The organism is Streptomyces sp. HNM0645 (assembly GCF_030056615.1).
Classification (GTDB): domain Bacteria; phylum Actinomycetota; class Actinomycetes; order Streptomycetales; family Streptomycetaceae; genus Streptomyces; species Streptomyces marianii.
Genome location: NZ_JASHLT010000050.1, coordinates 40,605 through 57,922, shown reverse-complemented (window position 1 = coordinate 57,922; position 17,318 = coordinate 40,605). Strand labels below are relative to the sequence as shown.

The window sequence follows — 17,318 nt, the reverse complement described above, 5'->3', positions numbered from 1 at the left end:
CGGCCGTTCGCTCGAATGGGCGACGTCCTGCCCGCCGCCGCGGCACAACTTCCTCACCCTGCCGCGGATCCGCTCCGAATCCCCGGCGTTCGACCTGCACCACCCGGAGGTCGCATCGAGCGACGAGGCGATCGTCACCGGCTACCGGAACGTGGCCGAACCGGGCAGGGGCGCGGCGCCTCCGCTCGGCGACGACAAGGACAACCGGTGAGGGGTGCGGGGGGCGGAGCCCGCGACAGCGCCGACATGGCGGCGGGCTTCGCCCGGCTGGAGGGCTATCTGATGGCCAACGCCCATGTCGTCGCGGCCCGGACGGCGGCCGAAGGGCTCGCCGACCGGATGCCCTGGCTGACGCTCGACGAGCGCAAGGAGCTCGTACGCCTCAGTACCGCGGACCGCATCCAGGCGTCCCGGGAGCAGTTCGAGGCGGTGGCGGGACGGGCTCGCGAACTGGAGGCCCAGTACGACGCCCGCTACCGGGAACTGCGGCGCCGCGTCCTGTGCCGGACAGTCGCCTGCCTCGCCGCCTGCCTCACGCTCTGCGCGACCACCGTCGTCCTCTCCGTCCTCCGTTGACGGCGGCGCCGGCGGCGGCCTGCCGGCCCGCACCGCGGGGACCGGGCCCGGGTTCGCCGCCCGCGGCGCCCACGGCCCGTCCGGCTCCGGCGACGCCGCTCCTCTGGTCCCCGGGCGCGGGAGAAGGAGCGGCACGGTCAGTGAGCCGGGAGCCGAGCCCTGGCTCCGGACGGATGATCGGTGTCGACGGTGACGCCCACCTGAGCGGCGTCGAGGGCGCGCCGCAGGACTTCGGCCCCTCGCTGCTAGCCACGGGCGGGAGGCCGACCTGCTGGGGGTGCGGGCCGGGCTCCCGCAGGTCGTCGCTGCCGCCGCACCGGGTGGCGCACTCCCTGGAGCAGCCGGCCGGCACGTACCACCGCTTCTACGACGCCCGCCGTGTCCTGCCCAGGGCCGGGGAGGCCCCGGACGACCGGACCAGGGCCCGGTCGTGGCTGACCGACGCGGTGAGGGTGGTGCTGCGCAACGGGCCGCGGCTGCTCGGGGTCTCGGCGCCGGAGCGGATGTGAGGCACACGACCGTCCGACGTGAGCGCCCGCGTACCGCCGGTCCGAGCGCCCGCCGAGCTCCCGCTGTCCGGCCGCCCGAGCCCCGGAGGTCCGCCGGCGGCGGAGGACGGCCGCGACTACGCCCGTCGGCTGAACTCGAGGCCGGTCCGGGTCCGCACGCGGACCGGCCCCGGCCGCCGGCGTGACGATGGAAGGGCGATGTGAGTACCGCCGGCCGTGAAGGAGTTCACCGTGGCAGCCGAGGACACCACCCCGTCGGCCCGACCGATCATCACGGTGTCGACGGCCGACGGTCTGCGCGCAGAGGTGGTCCTGACCGGGGACATCGGGGCCGCGGCCCTGCGCGAACTGGAAGAACGCCTTGACGCGAGCCCGCTGGCCGAGGCCGCCGAGTGGGTCGTGGACATGAGCGGGGTCACCCACCTCGAACTCGCGTGCGCGTACGCGCTCCTTCGGGCGGCCGGCCTTCGCGCGAAGCCCGCGGAGCTGACCATCCGCGGGGCCCGGCGCACGGTCCGGCGGACGCTGCGCCACGCCGGGCTCGACGCGGTCGCCACGATCGTGGAGTGAGGGGCGGCCGCCGGGTCGTGGCCGCACGCCGCTGCCGAGGCCCACCGAGCCGTCCGGGCCGTGCCGCCGAAGCCCGCCCTGCCGGACGAAGCGGACGAGGGAAGGCCGTACGGGCCCCGCCGGAGGCCGAACGCACCGCGGTCAGCCTCCCACGGCCTCCGCCCAGCCCCGGTCGACCGCCAGCCTCGGAACGCACCGCGGTCAGCCTCCCACGGCCTCCGCCCAGCCCCGGTCGACCGCCAGCCTCGCCTTCTGCAGTTGCGCGTCCGTGGGGAACCGGGGCTCGCCCTCAACCGTCGGCAGCCTCGCGGCTGCGGCCTCGTCGAGGGTGCCGTCCTCGCGCATGGTCTCCATCAGGACCGGACGTGCGTAGCCCTTGAGTCGGAGGTTCTGGCCCGTCGTGCCGAAGAGGTACTCCTGCCACAGGCGGGCGGCCGCCGGATGGGGGGCGTTCCTGTTGACGGCCAGGGCGTAGTACTGGGCGAAGCTGCCGTCGAAGGGGATCGCGACCTGCCAGTCCACGCCCTTGCCGCGGAACCGGTCGGCGTAGTCGAGGTTGACGTAGTCCCAGTCGATGCTGATGGGGGTCCTCCCCGTCTCGACCGCGGCCGAGGTGGACTCGACCGGGTTGAAGTTGCCGCGATCGTGGAGTTCGGCGAAGAACTCCAGGCCGGGAGTGATGTCGTCGAACGACCCTCCGTTCGCGAGGGCGGCGGCGTAGACCCCCGCGAAGGCGGTGTTGGAACGGGTGGGGTCGCCGTCGAGCGAGACGATCCCCTTGTACCGGGGTTCCAGCAGATCGGCGAAGGTCCGGGGGCAGGGCCTGACACGGGCGGCGTCGCAGCCGATGGAGATGTATCCGCCGTAGTTGTTGGTCCATCGGCCCTCTTCGCCGTCCTTCTGGTTGTCCGGTACCGAGCCGTACGCGGCCACCCGGTACGGCGCGAACAGGTTCTGGCGGACCGCCGACCGGGCGAACGTGTCCCCCACGTCGACGACGTCGGGGGCGTTGGCGCGCTTTCCGCTCCTCCTGATGGAGTCGATCTCGTCCTGACTGGAGCCCTGGGGATCGTCGACCGTGACCTTGATCCCGTACGTCTTCTCGAAGCCGTCGATCAGTCCGCCGTAGTTGGCCCAGTCGCGCGGAAGCGCGATCGCGTTCAGCGCACCCTCCTTCTTCGCCGCGGCGATCAGCCTGCTCATGCCGCCCGCCTCGTGCGCGGAGGTGGCGGCCGACGGCTCGACGGGCGCGGTCTTCGGCGTCTCGGTGCAACCGACCAGCAGCGCGAGGGTGAGGCAGGCCGCGGTGGCCGCTGTTCGGACACGGGGTACGGTCACGATTGCTCCAGGACGCGAGGGTCGGGAACGAACGGGGACGAACGGGCGGGGACGAACGGGCGGGGACGAACGGGCGGGGACGTACGCGCGGGAACGAGCAGACCGGCGAGCGGCCGTACGGCATCGGCAGGACGCCCCTCACTGTGCCGTGCCGTCCTGCTCCCGGTCTTCCCCGGAAAGCGGCTCCTCCTCGTCGAGCAGGACCTCGGCGAGTCCCTCCATAGACGGGCCGGGGAGGCCGTGGGGGGAGAGCTCGGCCCAGATGACCTTGCCGGTCGGCGTGTAGCGGGTGCCCCAGCGCTCGGTGAACCGGGCCACCAGGAAGAGCCCGCGGCCGCCCTCGTCGGTGACCGCGGCCCGCCGCAGGCGTGGCGAGGTGCTGCTGCCGTCGGAGACCTCGCAGATCAGGACCCGGTCGCGGACGAGCCGGACGGTGATGGGTTCGGAGCCGTAGTGGATCGCGTTGGTGATGAGCTCGCTGAGTACGAGTTCGGCGGCGAAGTCGATCTGCCCGAGGCCCCATTCCCGGATCCGCCGGACGCACGCCGCGCGCACGGGGGCGACCGCGGCCGGGTCGCGGGGTACCTGCCACTCGGCGATCCGGGTCGGGTCGAGCCGGTGGGTAAGGGCCACCAGCAGCGCGATGTCGTCCCTGGGCCGGTCGGGGACCAGCGCGTCGACGACCGCGGCGCAGGTGGCCTCCGGGGACCGGCCGGGCCCGGCCAGCGCGTCGCGCAACGCGGCCAGGCCGACGTCCAGGTCGCGTTCCCGGTCCTCGATCAGCCCGTCGGTGAAGAGCACCAGCCGGGACCCCTCGGGCACCGTCAGTTCGGCGCTCTCGCCGGGCAGCCCGGCCCCGAGGCCCAGCGGCGGGGACACCGGCAGCCGGGGGAAGTCCACGGTCCCGCCCGGGTGGACCACGGCCGGTCCGGGATGGCCTGCGGTGGCGACCGCGAGTTGCCCGGAGGTGGGATCGTAGACGGCGTACAGGCAGGTCGCACCAGTGATGCCCCGGCCCTCCCCTGCGACGGCGTCCTCGTCGCTGTCGATCTGGGCCACCAGTTCGTCCACACGGCCCAGGAGTTCCTCCGGCGGGATGTCCAGGACGGAGAAGTTGTGCACGGCGGTGCGGAGTCGGCCCATGGTGGCTGCAGCGTGCAGACCGTGCCCCACGACGTCGCCGACGACCAGCGCGACCCGGGCACCGGACAGTGGGATGACGTCGAACCAGTCCCCGCCCACACCTGCGCGTGCGGGCAGATAGCGGTATGCCACATCCAGGGCCGACTGTTCCGGCACCCGGCTGGGCAGCAGGCTGCGCTGCAGTGTGACGGCCATGGTGTGCTCGCGGGTGTAGCGGCGGGCGTTGTCGATGCACACTGCCGCCCGGGCGCCCAGTTCCTCGGCGAAGGACACGTCCTCCTCCTCGAACGGCGGGGAGCCGTCCGCCCGCCAGTAGTGGGCCGCTCCGAGTACCACTCCCCGGGCGCGCAACGGGACCACGATCAGGGAGTGGATGCCGTGCTCCAGGACCCGCCGGGCGCGGTCGGGGTCCTGTGCCTGCCAGCCCTCGGAGGTGCTCAGGTCCTCGACCAGCACCGCCCGGCCGTCGGCCGCGCCGGCGGCGGTGGGGTGGGCGGGGACGAAGCGGATCAGCCTGCCGACCGGGTAGAGGAGGTGGTCCCCCTCCAGTCCCACGACGGCGGTGCGGCGCATCTCGGTGCTCGCGCCGGAGGGTTCGTCGCCGTGCAGCACGGGGTCGAGGAGTTCGACGGTGACGATGTCGGCGAAGCGCGGGACCGCGACTTCGGCGAGTTCCTCGGCGGTGCGGGTGACGTCCAGGGTCGTGCCGATCCGCACCCCGGCGTCGTAGAGCAGTTGCAGCCGCCGGCGGGCGGTCTCGGCCCTGCCGGAGAGGGCCTGCAGCTCGGTGGTGTCCCGCAGCGTCACCACCCTGCTCGCCGGTCCCTGGGCGGCGGTGAACCGCTTGTTGACGGCGAGGAGCCGGTCACCCGCCAGGTGCACCTCGTCGGTGGCGGGGCGGCCGGACGTCAGCAGCTCGGCGAGGTCGGCGTTCAGCCCCAGCGCGCCCGCACGGCGGCGTTCCGCGTCCTCCGGAAGCTCCAGCAGGCGACGGGCCTCGTCGTTGGCCAGCAGCAGCCGGCCGTCGCCCCCGACGATCAGCACCCCTTCCCGTACGGCGTGGAGGACTGCGTCGTGGTGCTCGTACATCCGGGTCATCTCGGCCGGCCCCAGGCCGTGGGTCTGTCTCTGGAGGCGACGGCTCACCAGCGCCGACCCGCCCGCGGCGAGGGCGAGCGACCCGGCCGCGACCCCGAACAGGACCGGCAGCTGCTGGTTCACCCGGTCCTGCACGCTCCCCACCGTGACGACGGACGAGACGATGGCGACGACCGAGCCGCCGGTGTCCTCGACGGGGACGGCGGAGATGACGGAGAGCCCCAGCGCCCCCTGGAAGGTCCGGGTGAACGTCTTCCCCGCCGCCGCTTCCGCGTAGGGGCCGATGACGTGCTTTCCGATCTGCTTCGGGTCGCTGTGGGTGAGGGTGATCCCGTCCGGCCGGTAGACGATGATGGCGTCGACGCCGGCCGCTCTGCGGACCGCCTCTGCGCTCGGCTGCAGCGAGGCGGTGGGGTCGGGACTCTCCAACGCATCGAGCAGCCCCGGTGACTTCGCGAAGGTCTGGGCCGCGGTGAGCGTCCGGTGCCGGGCGTCCGCCATGCTGTCACGGCGCGCCTGTACGACGAGGGCCACCAGCGCGGCGAGGACGACCAGCACCACGACCGCCAGTTGCAGGAGGAACACCTGGCCGGCGAGGCTGCGCACGGTCAGCAGGGAACGCAGACGCCCCAGTAGTTCCCGGGCGCTCCACCGGCCACGCGCATGATCACTCCCAGGCGACTTCGGCGATCTGCGCCTTTTTCGCCCCAAAATCTGATGCATGGAGCATTTCTATCGTTTCCGGACGTCGGTCAGGGGGTGATCGGGGAGCGGGCCGCTCGGTGGGGGCGTTGGGTGTCACGGCGCGCCGTGCCCGGAAGAGGGTCGGCCCCGGAGGCGGCGGCCGGGGCGCTCGTGTCCGGTCCGCCGCAGCCGGCCCCGGGTGGGGAGGGGCGGCGCATGGCTCGCGCGCGTGGTCCCGGGGCCCGGCCGTGTCCGGCCGCCGCCTCGGCCCGCCGCCGGCGCGGTTCGACGCGGTCGGCGGACGCCGTCCCGTGTCGCCGAACTCCCCGTCGTCGGCCGCCGGAACGCTGCCGCCGTCTGCGGGTCGGCCGGGGCGGCCGGCCCGGTGTCTCATCGGCTCCCGGTGGACGGTTCCGGTCGCGCGGGGCCGCCGATGACTCGGGCGGTGAAAGCCGCCAGCCGCCCCCGCAGTTCGTCTCGTGACAGGCGCTTCTCGCCGGTCAGGTGCTCGACGAGGTCGGCGCGGGTGGCGGCGAGCAGTGCGTGTGCGGTGAAGTCGGCGTCTCCCGTCGGGCCGGGGGTCTGCTCCAGCAGGTCCTTGAGCAGGGCGTGCCAGCGCTCGTAGTGGTTCGTCCGGTAGGGGCTGTCGCCGCCGGTTCCTTCCAGGGCCAGCGCGAGGTGGCGGTTGTCGAGCTTGAAGCACAGGACGGCGTCGAGCACTGCCGGTACCCGCTCGACCGGCTGCGCTCCCGGTCCCAGCGGCGGCGGCCCCTCCTCGACAGCGGCCCTGATCGCCTCGAGGCGTGTCTCGCACAGTGCGTGGATCAGCCCGGTGCGATCGCCGAAGGCCCGGAAGAGCGTCGCCTTGCCCACGCCTGCGGCCGCGGCGATGTCGGCCATGGTGACGTCCTCGGGGCTCCGGCTGCGGGAGAAGAGCGTGTCGGCGGCCGCGAGGGCGGCCGTCCGGTTACGGGCCGCGTCCTTGCGTGGCCTGCGCTCGGGCATGCGGTTCCTCCAGTTGCAAAACGGACCGGCGGTCCGTATCTTTCCAATGAAGCGGACCGCTGGTCCGTATCGTAAGGGATGGAGAAGCGCATGCCCGCAGACACCTCAGCGGCGGACCTGTACCGCCACGGCCTTCGACTCCTGCTGGACAAGGACATTCCCGGCTGGGTCGACCTGTGGGCCGAGTACGGAGTCATGGAGTTCCCCTTCGCTCCCCCCGGCCGACCGGCGCGCCTGGAGGGCAAGCAGGCCGTCGCGGCCTATATGCACGGCTATCCCGACCACATCGACCTGCACGACTTCCCCGACCTCCGGATCCACCGGACCACCGAGCCGGGGACCATCGTGGCCGAGATGCGCGGAGTGGGGCGTGTGGTCGCGACGGGCGGCCCCTTCGACATGACCTACATCGCCGTCGTGACCGTGCGGGACGGCCGCTTCACCTCCTACCGCGACTACTGGAACCCCCTCGCCGTCCAGGAGTCCGGCGTGGAGTTCGCCGGGAGCAGCGCCCGGTGACCGCGACCCGCACCGTCCTCGTCACCGGCGCGACCGGTACCACCGGCAGCCGAACGACCGCGCGCCTCGTCGCGGCCGGCCACCGGGTCAGGGCCGCAAGCCGCGGGCGCATCGCGCTCCCGGGCACCGACCCGGTCCGGTTCGACTGGTACGCGCCGGACACCTTCCGCGAAGCCCTCGCCGGAGCCGACCGCGTCTATCTCGTCCCACCGGTCGGCGACCCGGATCCGGCCGCGGTCATGCTGCCCTTCCTCCGGCAGGCCCGCGAGGCCGGTGTGCACCGCGCCGTGCTCCTCAGCTCCTCGGCCACCCCCGAGGGCGGCCCTGCCGCGGGAGCCGTACACCGGGCCCTGCCCGGTCTGTTCGACGAATGGGCGGTGCTGCGGCCGTCCTGGTTCATGCAGAACTTCACCGGCACACACCCCCACGCCGCCGGCATCCGCGAGAACGGCACCATCCTGACGGCGGCCGGGACCGGCCGAGTCGGATTCGTCGATGCGGACGACATCGCCGCCGTCGCCGCGCATGCCCTGACGGACGAGCCGGCGCCCGGTCCGGACCTGGTCCTGACCGGACCGGAAACGCTCAGTCACGACGACGTCGCCGCGATCGTCGCCCGCGTCACCGGCCGCCCGGTGGTCCACCTCCGGTTGACGCACGACGAGCTGCGCGACCGCCTCGCGGCCCGAATGCCCTGGGAGTTCGCCGCGTTGCTGGCCGGTATGGACCGCGCCATCGCCGCGGGAGCGGAGGACCGGACCACGGACACCGTCCGGCGCGTCACCGGACGGCCGCCGCGCAGCTTCCGCGAAGTCGCCGAACGCGAACTGCTGCGTGGCAGCTGACCACCCGCCGCCCGGACGCGTCCGTCCCTCGGCGTGTCACCGGGAGGCGCCGGGACCGCGCCCGGCGTCCGTCCTCGCACCGCACGTGCTCGAGGCGGGCGGCATCGTGCGCAGGACGGGGTTCCGGAGTCGTGAACATGGAGCGCCCGGCGCCGTCGCCGTCGAACCACGGGTTCGGGTGCTCAGCCCGGGTCAGGGGCGTCGACGATGTTGCCGCCCTCGTCGACCGTGTGCGTACGCCAGTAGACGTCCCACTCGTCGTCGACCTTCTGCGGCACCTTGCCCTCGGGGTACCGCGTGTAGCCCTTCGGGGGCCGCTCCCCCTCGGGGGCGCACGCGGAACCGGTGCCGCCCACCGCGATGACGGGGTACTCGCCTTCGCTGCAGATGTCGTCCCTGATGGAGCATCCGGTGAGCGCGGCCGCCGCCACCGCGGCGGTGAGTGCGGCGGCTGCGACGACGCGCCGCCCCCTGCGGCGCCCGGTGGTGCCGATGTGCCGGTTGATCCTGCGGGACACGTGCACGGCGGTCTCCTGCTCTGGTCGTTCGGTCTGTTCGTTCGGTTCGCACACCACTGTCGTCGACGCCCGTCGTCATGCCCTGAGTACGTCTACCTAGGAGTGCGTCCGCGCATACTCAGCAGGGCGTGCGGACTCGGCACGGCGGTACGCGGCGGAAGGGCGTGCTGACCCGAGGGGGCGTGCTCCGGCCGTACGTGACGGCCGGAGCTGGTGCGCGTGCACGGGGCCGGTGGGCGAGCGGCGCGCCCGCCGGGAGTCCTATCGCGCTTCGCGCTTGGCCGCGGACACCAGGTGGTGGCGTGTCACACGGGCACACTCGTGCCAGAACGGCACGGCGGTCAGGTACGCCCCGAGCGCCGAGAGGATCCCCAGGGAGACGTCCACGCTCAGGCGCCCCTGCTTGGTCCAGTACACGTCCTGCAGATCGAGGAGCAGGGCGAACTCGTCGGCGATCAGGGCCGTTCCCGAGCCGTAGGCGGCGGCGACGGCCGGGTGGCCCACCGCGCGTTCGTCTCCGCGCACGGCGACGAGGCCGACGCCCGCCAGGGTCCCGATCCCGAAGTTGTAGTGGTGGAAGTGCCTGCCGGCGGCGGTGATGTTCCCCCAGGGCAGCCATCCGTCGCGGATGCCGTGCGTGATGAGCCGGACCGCGCCCCAGGTGACGCCGAAGGACAGCCACGTAACGATCAGCGATCTCTTGGTGGGCGTCAGATGCTGATCCGCCGATTCGCGCCAGCGTGCGACGAGCCCCGGTCGCGAGCGGTCCCGCCGCTGCGAGTCACCGCCCATGGGAGAGGTGCTCCGGATCCGGTGGAGCGGAGTCGGCCTGCCGCTCCGCGGATCCGCCTCCGACGACGGCGCGGTCGCCGGGGGCACGGGAAGCGGGCCGGAAGGCCATGGCGACGGCGTTCATGCAGTCGCGGCAGTACTCGTCGAGGCCGTTCACGGCCTCCGGCGTCCACGCCGCCGTGCCCCTGACCGGCCGGGCGCACAGGGCGTCGCCGTTGGTGTCGAGGGCGTGCCACACGAGTGTGGTGCCGCCCTCGGCCGCTATCCGCTCGGCGCACATGCTGTACATCGGGCACCTCCGCCCCGGACGCCGTTGAGGTCCGGTTCCATGAGAATCCCGGGCCGTGCGGGGTGCCACTCAAACGCCACCGAACGGGTGAGGTGGGCCGGCGGGCTGGTACGGGCCGCGTCGCGCGAGACGGAACTCACCCGGGCGGAGGCGGTTTCCGCCGGCCGGGCCCGGGNGGCCGGCGGGCTGGTACGGGCCGCGTCGCGCGAGACGGAACTCACCCGGGCGGAGGCGGTTTCCGCCGGCCGGGCCCGGGCGGCACGACGAGCAGGACGGATCCGCGTCGTTCGGGCGGGCCGCCGATCGCGTGGCGGGACGTCGCTCGGACGTCCTTCGCCCCGCCCGATCCGAGGAGGTACGTGCGACGTGTGTTTCAGCCGCCGATCGTCGGCCACCCGACTGGGGAAGGACGAACATCCCCGAACGGAGGAGGCGCTCCCAGTGGAGCACGAGAACTGGCGTCACGACGCGGCCTGCCGCGACGAGGATCCCGATCTGTTCTTCCCCATCGGCAACACCGGACCGGCCCTGCTCCAGGTGGCCGAGGCCAAGGCCGTCTGCCGTCTTCTCTGGGGGCAACCGTGTGACGCGAGGCGAGTGGAGAACACTTTATGCAGCTCAGCGCCGGTGTGAGCGACCCTCTCGTGTGCAACACATGTGGCGCTGCTTGATGTTGGGTAGGGTCGCCGATCATGAGTGATGGCTGGCGGAAGGACCGGATCGGCAGTGCCCTTCGGGGTGAGAACCCTGCGGTGCTCCGGAAGTTGGAAGCGGGATTCGCAGTGATCGGGGACGTCCAGTTCCTGCCGGGATACTCGGTGCTTCTGGTCGACGATCCCTCGGTGGAGCGGCTGTCGGAGCTTCCGAAGATCAGGCGCCTGGCGTTTCTCTCCGACATGGACAAGCTGGGTGAGGCCGTCGAGCGCGCTTGCAGACGGCTGGACCCGGCTTTCCGACGGGTGAATCTGGAGATCCTGGGGAACACCGATCCGTTCCTGCATGCGCATGTGTGGCCGCGGTTCGACTGGGAGCCCGCCGATCTTGTGGGCCGACCGGTGTGGCTGTATCCGCGTGAGCGGTGGCATGACGAGCAGTATGTGCTCGGCCCTCAGCACGACGCGGTGCGCGAGGCGATCGCTGATGAACTGGACCGCCTCGCTCCCTGACGTCTGGGGCGTCACCGAGATCGGCACCCGCTCCTATCGCCTCTGCAGCGCGAGGCGATAGGACTGTGCTCCGTCAACAAGCCGCGGACACAGAGACCGCTTCGTGTCCTTGATCGAGCTTCTCCATGACGCGATCGCGGAGGAGTTCGTACTCCTCGCGGAGCCTGCGCCACTCGGTGATGGGAGGGCGGGGAATGACGATGCCTCCGGTGACGATCTCCTCCGGCCGGAACTGCTCCCGGGTGAGGTCGATCTCGACGCCCATGCCCAGGCGGTTCCACCAGTGGTAGTCCACGCGTTCTCCGTTCACGTGGACTTCCCCGCGGATCAGCTCCCCTCCCAAGAGGTCATTCAGCACCATGGCCGTGACACCGCACTGGTCCCGGGCCGGGTTGTCTGGGCTCCAGCGCGGCCGGAACCCGGGCGTGCATGTGTCGGCACTCCAGCTGCTGCGAACAGCTCGCTCGATGTCGGTGAGAAGAAACGGTGTCATGCCGCTGATGCTCTCAACCAGCACTGACAACGGCCTCACGAGGATCGTCAGCCGCGTTGGTTCAGCGCTCTGGTCAGATCCCGGTTGGCCTCCCTCGCGGCGTCGAGGTCGGATCGGGCCTCCTCCAACGCGGAGGTCTGTTCAACGTTGTGCTGCTCCAGCCTCGTGATCTTTCGTTGAAGTTCGTCGATGTCCGCTGGGGCTCCGAGCCCTGACTCCTGCCATGCCTGAGCTCCCAGGGCCTGCGACAGCCGCTTCTCCAGCTGCTGAATGCGGGCGGTCAGGCGGGTGCTGAGGGCCTGGGCGTTGGCGAGGTCGGCCTGGAGCGAGGCGCGGCTGACCGGCGATCCGCCGACCCGGTCCCGGACTGGGCCATGGCCCAAGGCCAGGACTCCGGGGTCTGGGGCGGCCTCGGCGAGGACGAGCGCCGCGCGCTCAAGCGCCGGACGGCGCGTCAGCGCCAGCGGGTGCGGCACGGCTCCGCGTGACCGCACCGCACCGGACCCCCGTTGCTTCCTCGAGCACGGCCTCGTCACGCGTCAGCCGGGGTCCGCCCGGCCGGGCGCGCCCGGCCCGCCGCCGGACAGGGTCAGTGCGGCAGCCACCAGGACGACCGGCAGCAGCGGTGCCGCCGTCCTCGCGGTGCCGACGACGAGGGCGCCGAGCGCGGCCCCGGCCGGGATCGCCGCGAGCAGGGCGGCCCTGTCCCAGTCCGGTCGGCGGCGCGCCAGGAGATCGGTCAGCACGGCGGTGAGGAGCCCGGTCATGTACGTGGTGGAGACGCCCGGCGGCGCGGCGGCCCGGATCGTCGCGCTCTGACATCCCATCGCCAGGGCGGCGGTCCCCAGGAGGACGGTGCGCAGGTGCGCGGCAGGGCTGCCGTCCGACACGAGCCAGCCCGCCAGGACCCCGCACAGCAGCAGCAACTCGCCGCCGAGCAGCGCGCGTACGCCCGACCGGTTCCGGCGTTCGCAACGCTCGCCGTACCGGGCGCCGAGCAGGACCCCGGTGATGTATCCGGCGAGCGCCACGACGGAGTTCCGCGCCAGGTCGGGGTCGGTGCCACCGACCGCGATCCCGACCAGGGCGAGATTGGCCGTCATCACACTGACGAAGACCCCGCCGAGGGCCAGGAAGCCGATCGCGTTCAGGGCCCCCGTCAGCAGGGTCAGCGTCAGGAACAGAGCCCGGGGAAGCGGACTTTCCGGCTTCGCGGGCGACGACGCGGGTGTCTCCATCCGGCACCTCCCTGGAACGTGCATCTGCGGTGCGGGCGAACGGGTTCGGCTGAAGTCGCGCCCCGGTGCGGCTCACCTGACGGGACTTTCGAAACGTGCCCTGGACGGCCAGCGTAGGGCCGTCCCGTATGCCAGGCGGGCGCACGACGCCGGATGCGGCACCTCGCCGCGTTGCCGGATCATCCGCATACGCCCGGTGGGGAGTGATGCGTCAGTGCCCGGCCCTGCACACCGTATGACGCATCGTCCGGGTTCCCCGGCTCCCCACCGACCGGTTCCCCTCCCTCATGAGCGCAGGAACTCCGACAGCCCCGTCAGCAGCCGGTCCACGTCCTCTCCGTCGCTGTACGGTGCCAGGCCGACGCGGAGGCCGCCCGTGTCCCCGAGGCCCAGCCGGCGGGAGGCCTCCACCGCGTAGAAGGAACCGGACGGTGCGTGAATGCCGCGTTCGGCGAGGAAGCGGTACGCGGCCGTCGTGCTCCGGCCGGGGAAGGTCAGAAGCGTGGTGGGGGTGCGGTCGGCCGCGCGGGAGTGGACCGTGGTCCCGCCGAGGGCGGACAGTCCTCCGTCGAGCCGGGCGCGCAGAGCCCCCTCGTGCTCCTCGATGGCCGCGAACGAGGCCGTCAGGCGCTCACGGCGGGTTCCCGACGCGTCCGTGTCCAGGCCGGCCAGGAAGTCGACCGCAGCGCGCGTTCCCGCGAGCAGTTCGTACGGCAGGGTGCCGTACTCGAAGCGTTCCGGCACGGTGTCCGAGGACGGGAGGAGCTTGTCCGGGCGCAAGGTCTCCAGCAGTTCGGGGCGAGCGGCGAGGACCCCGTGGTGGGGGCCGAGGAACTTGTACGGGGAGCAGACGAAGAAGTCCGCGCCGAGGCGTTCCACGTCGACCGCGGAGTGCGCGGTGCGGTGCACGCCGTCGACGTGGAGCAGTGCCCCGGCGTCGTGCACGAGCCGCGAGATCTCCGCGACCGGCGGGCGGGTGCCGATCAGGTTGGAGGCCGCGGTGACCGCGACCAGGCGCGTGCGGTCGGACAGTGCGGCGCGGATGTGGTCGGGCGACAGCTCCCCTGTCGCCGGGTCGAAGTCCGCCCACCGGACGGTGGCGCCGACCCGCTCGGCGGCCTGGATCCAGGGACGGATGTTGGAGTCGTGGTCGAGGCGGGTGACGACGACCTCGTCCCCGGGCGACCACTCCGTGGCGAGCGTGCGGGAGAGGTCGTAGACGAGCTGGGTGGCGCTGCGGCCGAAGACGATGCCGGAGGGCGCCGCGCCCAGCAGGTCCGCCATGGCCCGGCGGGCCCCGACGACGATGCCGTCCGCGTTGCGTTCGCCGGCCAGGAGGCGCCCGCGGTTCGACAGCGGGCGCGAGAGCGCGTCCGTGACGGCCTCGATGACGGGCAGCGGCGTCTGGGTGCCGCCGGGCCCGTCGAAGTGCGCGGTCCCGGCGGCGAGGGCGGGGAACTGCGCGCGGATCGCACTGACGTCGTACGTCACGGGAGGCTCCTGGGGTGGCGTCGGGGCTGCTCGGGGCAAGTTAGCGCCGTACCCCCGGGAGTGCCAGTAGTGTTTCGGTATTGGGTCATGACCTGATAGGGGCCGGCGACGCGAGGGACGCGCCCGGTGCCCGTGTCGACATTGAGACATGTCGCATCCCTGCCACGGCAGTGCGGTGACAGGCATTCCCCGCTCGCCGGATTCTGTCCAGCGCGTGAACACCCTTTCGCTCCGAGAGGAAGGCTTGCGCCGGATGAGACGAATCCGCCTGCTGGCGGGCCGGGCCGTACCCACGCCGTCCGGCCCGCGGTCCGGGCGCGGGACGGGGTCGCCGCGCCGAAGGGCGTGGTCATGAAGGTCGAGGCGTCGTACGACGACGGCCGCACCTGGAGCAGGGCCCCGCTGAGCGACCGGGGGCCAATGCCTCCGAGCCCGGTGTGAAGCGCCCCTCCGGCGTACGCGGCGACGCGTACGTAACACTGCGGGTCAGCGCCCGGGAAGCCGCGGCCAACAGCGTGCGGCAGACCGTGACGCGGGCCTACACGCACCGGGGCTGACCGCCGGGCCCGGACGCGGCCGGTGACCGCCTGCCCGCCCTGGTGCGGTGCGGGGAGGCGGCCGGGCCGTCCGGCCCGTGGCCGCCCCGGGATCCGGGCGGTGTGGGTGACGTGATCGCCTTCCGTGGGGGTGGGCATCACGGCCCCGCCCGGGGTGGTGCGGCCGGCCGGGTCGGCCGTCCGCACCACCGCCGTCCGTTCCGCTCAGATCCAGTTGCGGCGCGCGGCCTGCCAGCCGAGCTGCATCCGGGTCGCCACCCCGGCGATGTGCATCATGTGCTGGATGCGGCGCTGCACGGTGCGTCTGCTGATGCCCAGCTGCCCGGCGATCGACTCGTCGGTGATGCCGGCGACCATCAGGGACAGCAGATGCTGGTCGTCGGCCGTCAGCGCGTCGGCGTCGGCCTCCAGGTCCGGCCCGCCGATCTGCCCCTCCGCGGTCACCCGCAGCGGGGCCCCGATCTCCCAGTACCGTTCGAACAGCGCGACGAGGGCCTCCACCAGGCTGCTGCCGCGGACGACGGCCGCCGTCACCTCGCGCGGGTCGCCCGCCGGACCGGCCGGTGCCAGCGGGCAGATCGCCACACACCGGTCGGCGACCGCCATCCGCAGGGGCAACGCCGGTACGGCGCGTGCCGCTTCGCCTGCCCGTACCGCCCTGACTACGTTGTCAACGGACCCGGAGTCGTCGAAGAACGCCTGCTCGTACAGGACCCGGTAGCCGACGCCCCGCGCCAGGGCGTCGAACTCGGCCCGGTTCGTGCCGGACGGCACGGCCACGTACTGGGCCCTGCAGAACCACAGCAGCTCCTCGCGGGCGCTGTCCTGGACCTGCTGCAGCCGCTGGCGCAGCCCGCCGGCCCCGGTGATGAGCTCGACCACGTCGCTCGCGTCGCGGATCCAGGCGTTCCGCCGGTAGGCCTCCATGAGTTCGGACACCGCGGCACGCGCCTTGTCCAGGTCGTCGGCGTGGCGCTCGATCCGGGGGCGCAGGGCGAGGTCGGGCGGGTTGGCGGCGAACCGCCCCGGAACCCCCTCCACTCCGTGCGCCAGGCCCTTGTGCTCCAGCGCGACGAGCAGCCGCCCGGCGGTCCCGGCGTCGAGGCCCGTCGTCGTGGACACCTCGTCGGCCGACGCCGCGACGGCGGCGACGAGCGCGCGGTACACGTCGGTCTCCGAGGCCGACAGTCCCACCGCCTCCAGCATGTTGCTCCTCCCCAGCCCTTGCCGGTCGTGCCGGCATCACACTGCCACTGCCCCCGCACACTTCGACACCGCGGATCGGCGTCCCACTCCGCTCGCACCGTCCCACCGCCGGATCCTCCTGCACGGAAGGCGGCGCGGGCACCGTGCCGGGTCGAGGATGGCACGGCCGCGATCGTTCCGGATCAGGAGGCCGGCTCCGCGGGTGGGGTGGGGAAGTTGTCGCGGAAGGCGTTCTCCGGGTCGTACGCCGCTTTGACGTTCCGCAGTCGCCGGAGCGTGGTCGGCGGGAAGGCCCTGCCCAGGACGTGGGGCCCGGTGCGGGTGTCGAAGCTGAGGTACAGGCCCTCGCCGAGGCCGTCCCGGAGTGAGTCGGCCCGCTCGTCGCGCGGCTCGCGGACGACGGCGTTCAGGGAGAAGTTCTGGAACCGGTGGGCGTAGGCCGTGGCCGCGGCCGGGGTGTCGTCGACGGCACCGCCGACCGAGCGGATCCGGAGGTGGGCGATGTCCCGGTCGTCGAACAGCCGGGCCACGGTGGAGGTGGTGGGGCCGTCGAGGTGCCGCACGAGCGCGGAGCGGCTGTGTAAGGGGCCCCGGCCGCGGTGGTCGTTGCCTCCGTCCTGCGCGGTCACGGAACCGGACGGGCGAACGGCGGAGCGATCCGGCCGTCCCGCGGGGCCAGGCGTGCCCGGGGCGGTCGGTCCGCCGGATCCGGCCATGCGGCCCTCCGGTCCGCCCACCGTTCGGCGAACGCGCGGCACCGGCAGCGGATTTGGCCGGGCCATACCACAACTACGCGCGTCCTGCTGCGTTGACACAAAGCTGTCGTGGCTCCTGCATCAAGCTGACAGGCTTCCGGCCGTTGTAGGTGCCCCCGCCCTGGCAAGGTCGCACGTGGCGAACATCCCCCACCCGTAAGCCACAACAGGGAGCACACGTGTACCTGATGTCACTTGCGAAGAGACCGATCCGGGCCACGCGGACCGGCCTCGTCGCCGGACTCGCGACCGTCACCCTCGTCACGACCGGCGGTGCCGCCGCAGCCGCCCCGGTCCCCGCCGCGGCGGGCGTCCCCGTCACGACCACGACCGATTCCACCGGTCTCACCGTCGCCGTCCGGAGCGGGACCGGGCTCGCGCATCTGCCGGAAGACCCCATTCCGGCGGAACGGCCGGTGGCCGAGATCCTCTGCAGCCACCTCGAGCACGCGGTCTGCCACGGTGCCGTCCCGGAGGAAGCCCTCGCCTTCTGCAAACACGTCAACGGCTGGGACTAGGCGGGCGC

18 protein-coding genes and 3 pseudogenes are annotated in these 17,318 nt (G+C 72.9%); 10 read left to right on the top strand and 11 right to left on the bottom strand.

Annotated elements, in window-relative coordinates; translation table 11 throughout:
* The 4 genes and pseudogenes from QMZ92_RS29010 to QMZ92_RS28995 form a co-directional block, all read left to right on the top strand.
* Nucleotides 1-211: pseudogene (locus QMZ92_RS29010) on the top strand (aa3-type cytochrome oxidase subunit I); the annotation flags it as partial.
* A complete protein-coding gene (locus QMZ92_RS29005; protein WP_283300494.1) occupies nt 208-576 on the top strand; it encodes a hypothetical protein in 369 nt (122 codons plus the stop codon). The pseudogene QMZ92_RS29010 and the gene QMZ92_RS29005, both read left to right, overlap by 4 nt.
* Nucleotides 577-716: 140 nt before the next feature.
* Complete coding sequence (locus QMZ92_RS29000) at nt 717-1,085, top strand: DALR anticodon-binding domain-containing protein (RefSeq protein WP_283300492.1); 369 nt, start codon at nt 717-719, stop codon at nt 1,083-1,085.
* A gap of 231 nt (nt 1,086-1,316) precedes the next feature.
* Entirely contained in the window at nt 1,317-1,655 is a 339-nt protein-coding gene (locus QMZ92_RS28995; protein WP_283300490.1) for an STAS domain-containing protein, read from the top strand.
* A gap of 201 nt (nt 1,656-1,856) precedes the next feature.
* Here the strand turns inward: QMZ92_RS28995 and QMZ92_RS28990 are convergent, their stop codons facing one another.
* The 3 genes from QMZ92_RS28990 to QMZ92_RS28980 form a co-directional block, all read right to left on the bottom strand.
* Nucleotides 1,857-2,993, bottom strand: coding sequence for an ABC transporter substrate-binding protein (locus tag QMZ92_RS28990; protein ID WP_502962162.1), 1,137 nt, complete (start codon nt 2,991-2,993; stop codon nt 1,857-1,859).
* Nucleotides 2,994-3,131: 138 nt separating this feature from the next.
* Nucleotides 3,132-5,957 carry a SpoIIE family protein phosphatase gene (locus QMZ92_RS28985; protein WP_283300488.1) on the bottom strand — a complete coding sequence of 942 codons (2,826 nt, stop codon included), beginning with the start codon at nt 5,955-5,957 and terminating at the stop codon, nt 3,132-3,134.
* 351 nt (nt 5,958-6,308) lie between these two features.
* Nucleotides 6,309-6,923, bottom strand: coding sequence for a TetR/AcrR family transcriptional regulator (locus tag QMZ92_RS28980; protein WP_283300486.1), 615 nt, complete (start codon nt 6,921-6,923; stop codon nt 6,309-6,311).
* A gap of 90 nt (nt 6,924-7,013) precedes the next feature.
* On the opposite strand from QMZ92_RS28980, the gene QMZ92_RS28975 reads away from it, so the two are divergent.
* Nucleotides 7,014-7,442 (top strand): nuclear transport factor 2 family protein, encoded by a 429-nt coding sequence (locus QMZ92_RS28975; protein ID WP_283300484.1) that lies wholly within the window; start codon nt 7,014-7,016, stop codon nt 7,440-7,442.
* Nucleotides 7,439-8,287 (top strand): NAD(P)H-binding protein, encoded by an 849-nt coding sequence (locus QMZ92_RS28970; protein ID WP_283300482.1) that lies wholly within the window; start codon nt 7,439-7,441, stop codon nt 8,285-8,287. Before QMZ92_RS28975 ends, QMZ92_RS28970 begins: the two co-directional genes overlap by 4 nt.
* Before the next feature lie 182 nt (nt 8,288-8,469).
* Here QMZ92_RS28970 and QMZ92_RS28965 read toward each other — a convergent pair whose 3' ends face one another.
* From QMZ92_RS28965 to QMZ92_RS28955, 3 genes are all read right to left on the bottom strand, one after another.
* Complete coding sequence (locus QMZ92_RS28965) at nt 8,470-8,805, bottom strand: SCO0607 family lipoprotein (RefSeq protein WP_502962164.1); 336 nt, start codon at nt 8,803-8,805, stop codon at nt 8,470-8,472.
* A gap of 261 nt (nt 8,806-9,066) precedes the next feature.
* Nucleotides 9,067-9,597, bottom strand: a complete 531-nt coding sequence (locus QMZ92_RS28960) for a hypothetical protein (RefSeq protein ID WP_283300480.1) — start codon at nt 9,595-9,597, stop codon at nt 9,067-9,069.
* Nucleotides 9,587-9,886 carry a hypothetical protein gene (locus QMZ92_RS28955; protein WP_283300478.1) on the bottom strand — a complete coding sequence of 100 codons (300 nt, stop codon included), beginning with the start codon at nt 9,884-9,886 and terminating at the stop codon, nt 9,587-9,589. The genes QMZ92_RS28960 and QMZ92_RS28955 overlap by 11 nt, the downstream gene beginning before the upstream one ends.
* A 441-nt stretch (nt 9,887-10,327) precedes the next feature.
* Between QMZ92_RS28955 and QMZ92_RS28950 the strand changes: the two are divergent.
* Together QMZ92_RS28950 and QMZ92_RS28945 are read left to right on the top strand one after the other, a co-directional pair.
* Nucleotides 10,328-10,450 (top strand): annotated as a pseudogene (locus QMZ92_RS28950) (WhiB family transcriptional regulator); the annotation flags it as partial.
* A 128-nt stretch (nt 10,451-10,578) separates the two neighbouring features.
* On the top strand, nt 10,579-11,052 hold the full coding sequence (locus tag QMZ92_RS28945) for an HIT family protein (protein ID WP_283300476.1): 474 nt from the start codon (nt 10,579-10,581) through the stop codon (nt 11,050-11,052).
* A gap of 73 nt (nt 11,053-11,125) precedes the next feature.
* Here QMZ92_RS28945 and QMZ92_RS28940 read toward each other — a convergent pair whose 3' ends face one another.
* Entirely contained in the window at nt 11,126-11,545 is a 420-nt protein-coding gene (locus tag QMZ92_RS28940) for a YunG family protein (protein WP_283300475.1), read from the bottom strand.
* 368 nt (nt 11,546-11,913) lie between these two features.
* On the opposite strand from QMZ92_RS28940, the pseudogene QMZ92_RS28935 reads away from it, so the two are divergent.
* A pseudogene (locus QMZ92_RS28935) lies at nt 11,914-12,033 on the top strand (WhiB family transcriptional regulator); the annotation flags it as partial.
* A 51-nt stretch (nt 12,034-12,084) separates the two neighbouring features.
* Here QMZ92_RS28935 and QMZ92_RS28930 read toward each other — a convergent pair.
* From QMZ92_RS28930 to QMZ92_RS28915, 4 genes are all read right to left on the bottom strand, one after another.
* A complete protein-coding gene (locus QMZ92_RS28930) occupies nt 12,085-12,783 on the bottom strand; it encodes a YoaK family protein (RefSeq protein WP_283300473.1) in 699 nt (232 codons plus the stop codon).
* A 285-nt stretch (nt 12,784-13,068) separates the two neighbouring features.
* Nucleotides 13,069-14,274: a cysteine desulfurase-like protein gene (locus QMZ92_RS28925; RefSeq protein WP_283300470.1), complete on the bottom strand. Its 1,206-nt coding sequence runs from the start codon at nt 14,272-14,274 to the stop codon at nt 13,069-13,071.
* Nucleotides 14,275-15,035: 761 nt separating this feature from the next.
* On the bottom strand, nt 15,036-16,037 hold the full coding sequence (locus QMZ92_RS28920; protein ID WP_283300468.1) for a helix-turn-helix domain-containing protein: 1,002 nt from the start codon (nt 16,035-16,037) through the stop codon (nt 15,036-15,038).
* Between the two features lie 182 nt (nt 16,038-16,219).
* The gene (locus QMZ92_RS28915) at nt 16,220-16,600 is read right to left on the bottom strand and encodes a BBE domain-containing protein (RefSeq protein WP_283300466.1); all 381 of its coding nucleotides are present in this window, start codon (nt 16,598-16,600) and stop codon (nt 16,220-16,222) included.
* A gap of 380 nt (nt 16,601-16,980) precedes the next feature.
* On the opposite strand from QMZ92_RS28915, the gene QMZ92_RS28910 reads away from it, so the two are divergent.
* Nucleotides 16,981-17,310 carry a hypothetical protein gene (locus tag QMZ92_RS28910; RefSeq protein ID WP_283300465.1) on the top strand — a complete coding sequence of 110 codons (330 nt, stop codon included), beginning with the start codon at nt 16,981-16,983 and terminating at the stop codon, nt 17,308-17,310.
* Nucleotides 17,311-17,318: the final 8 nt, after the last annotated feature.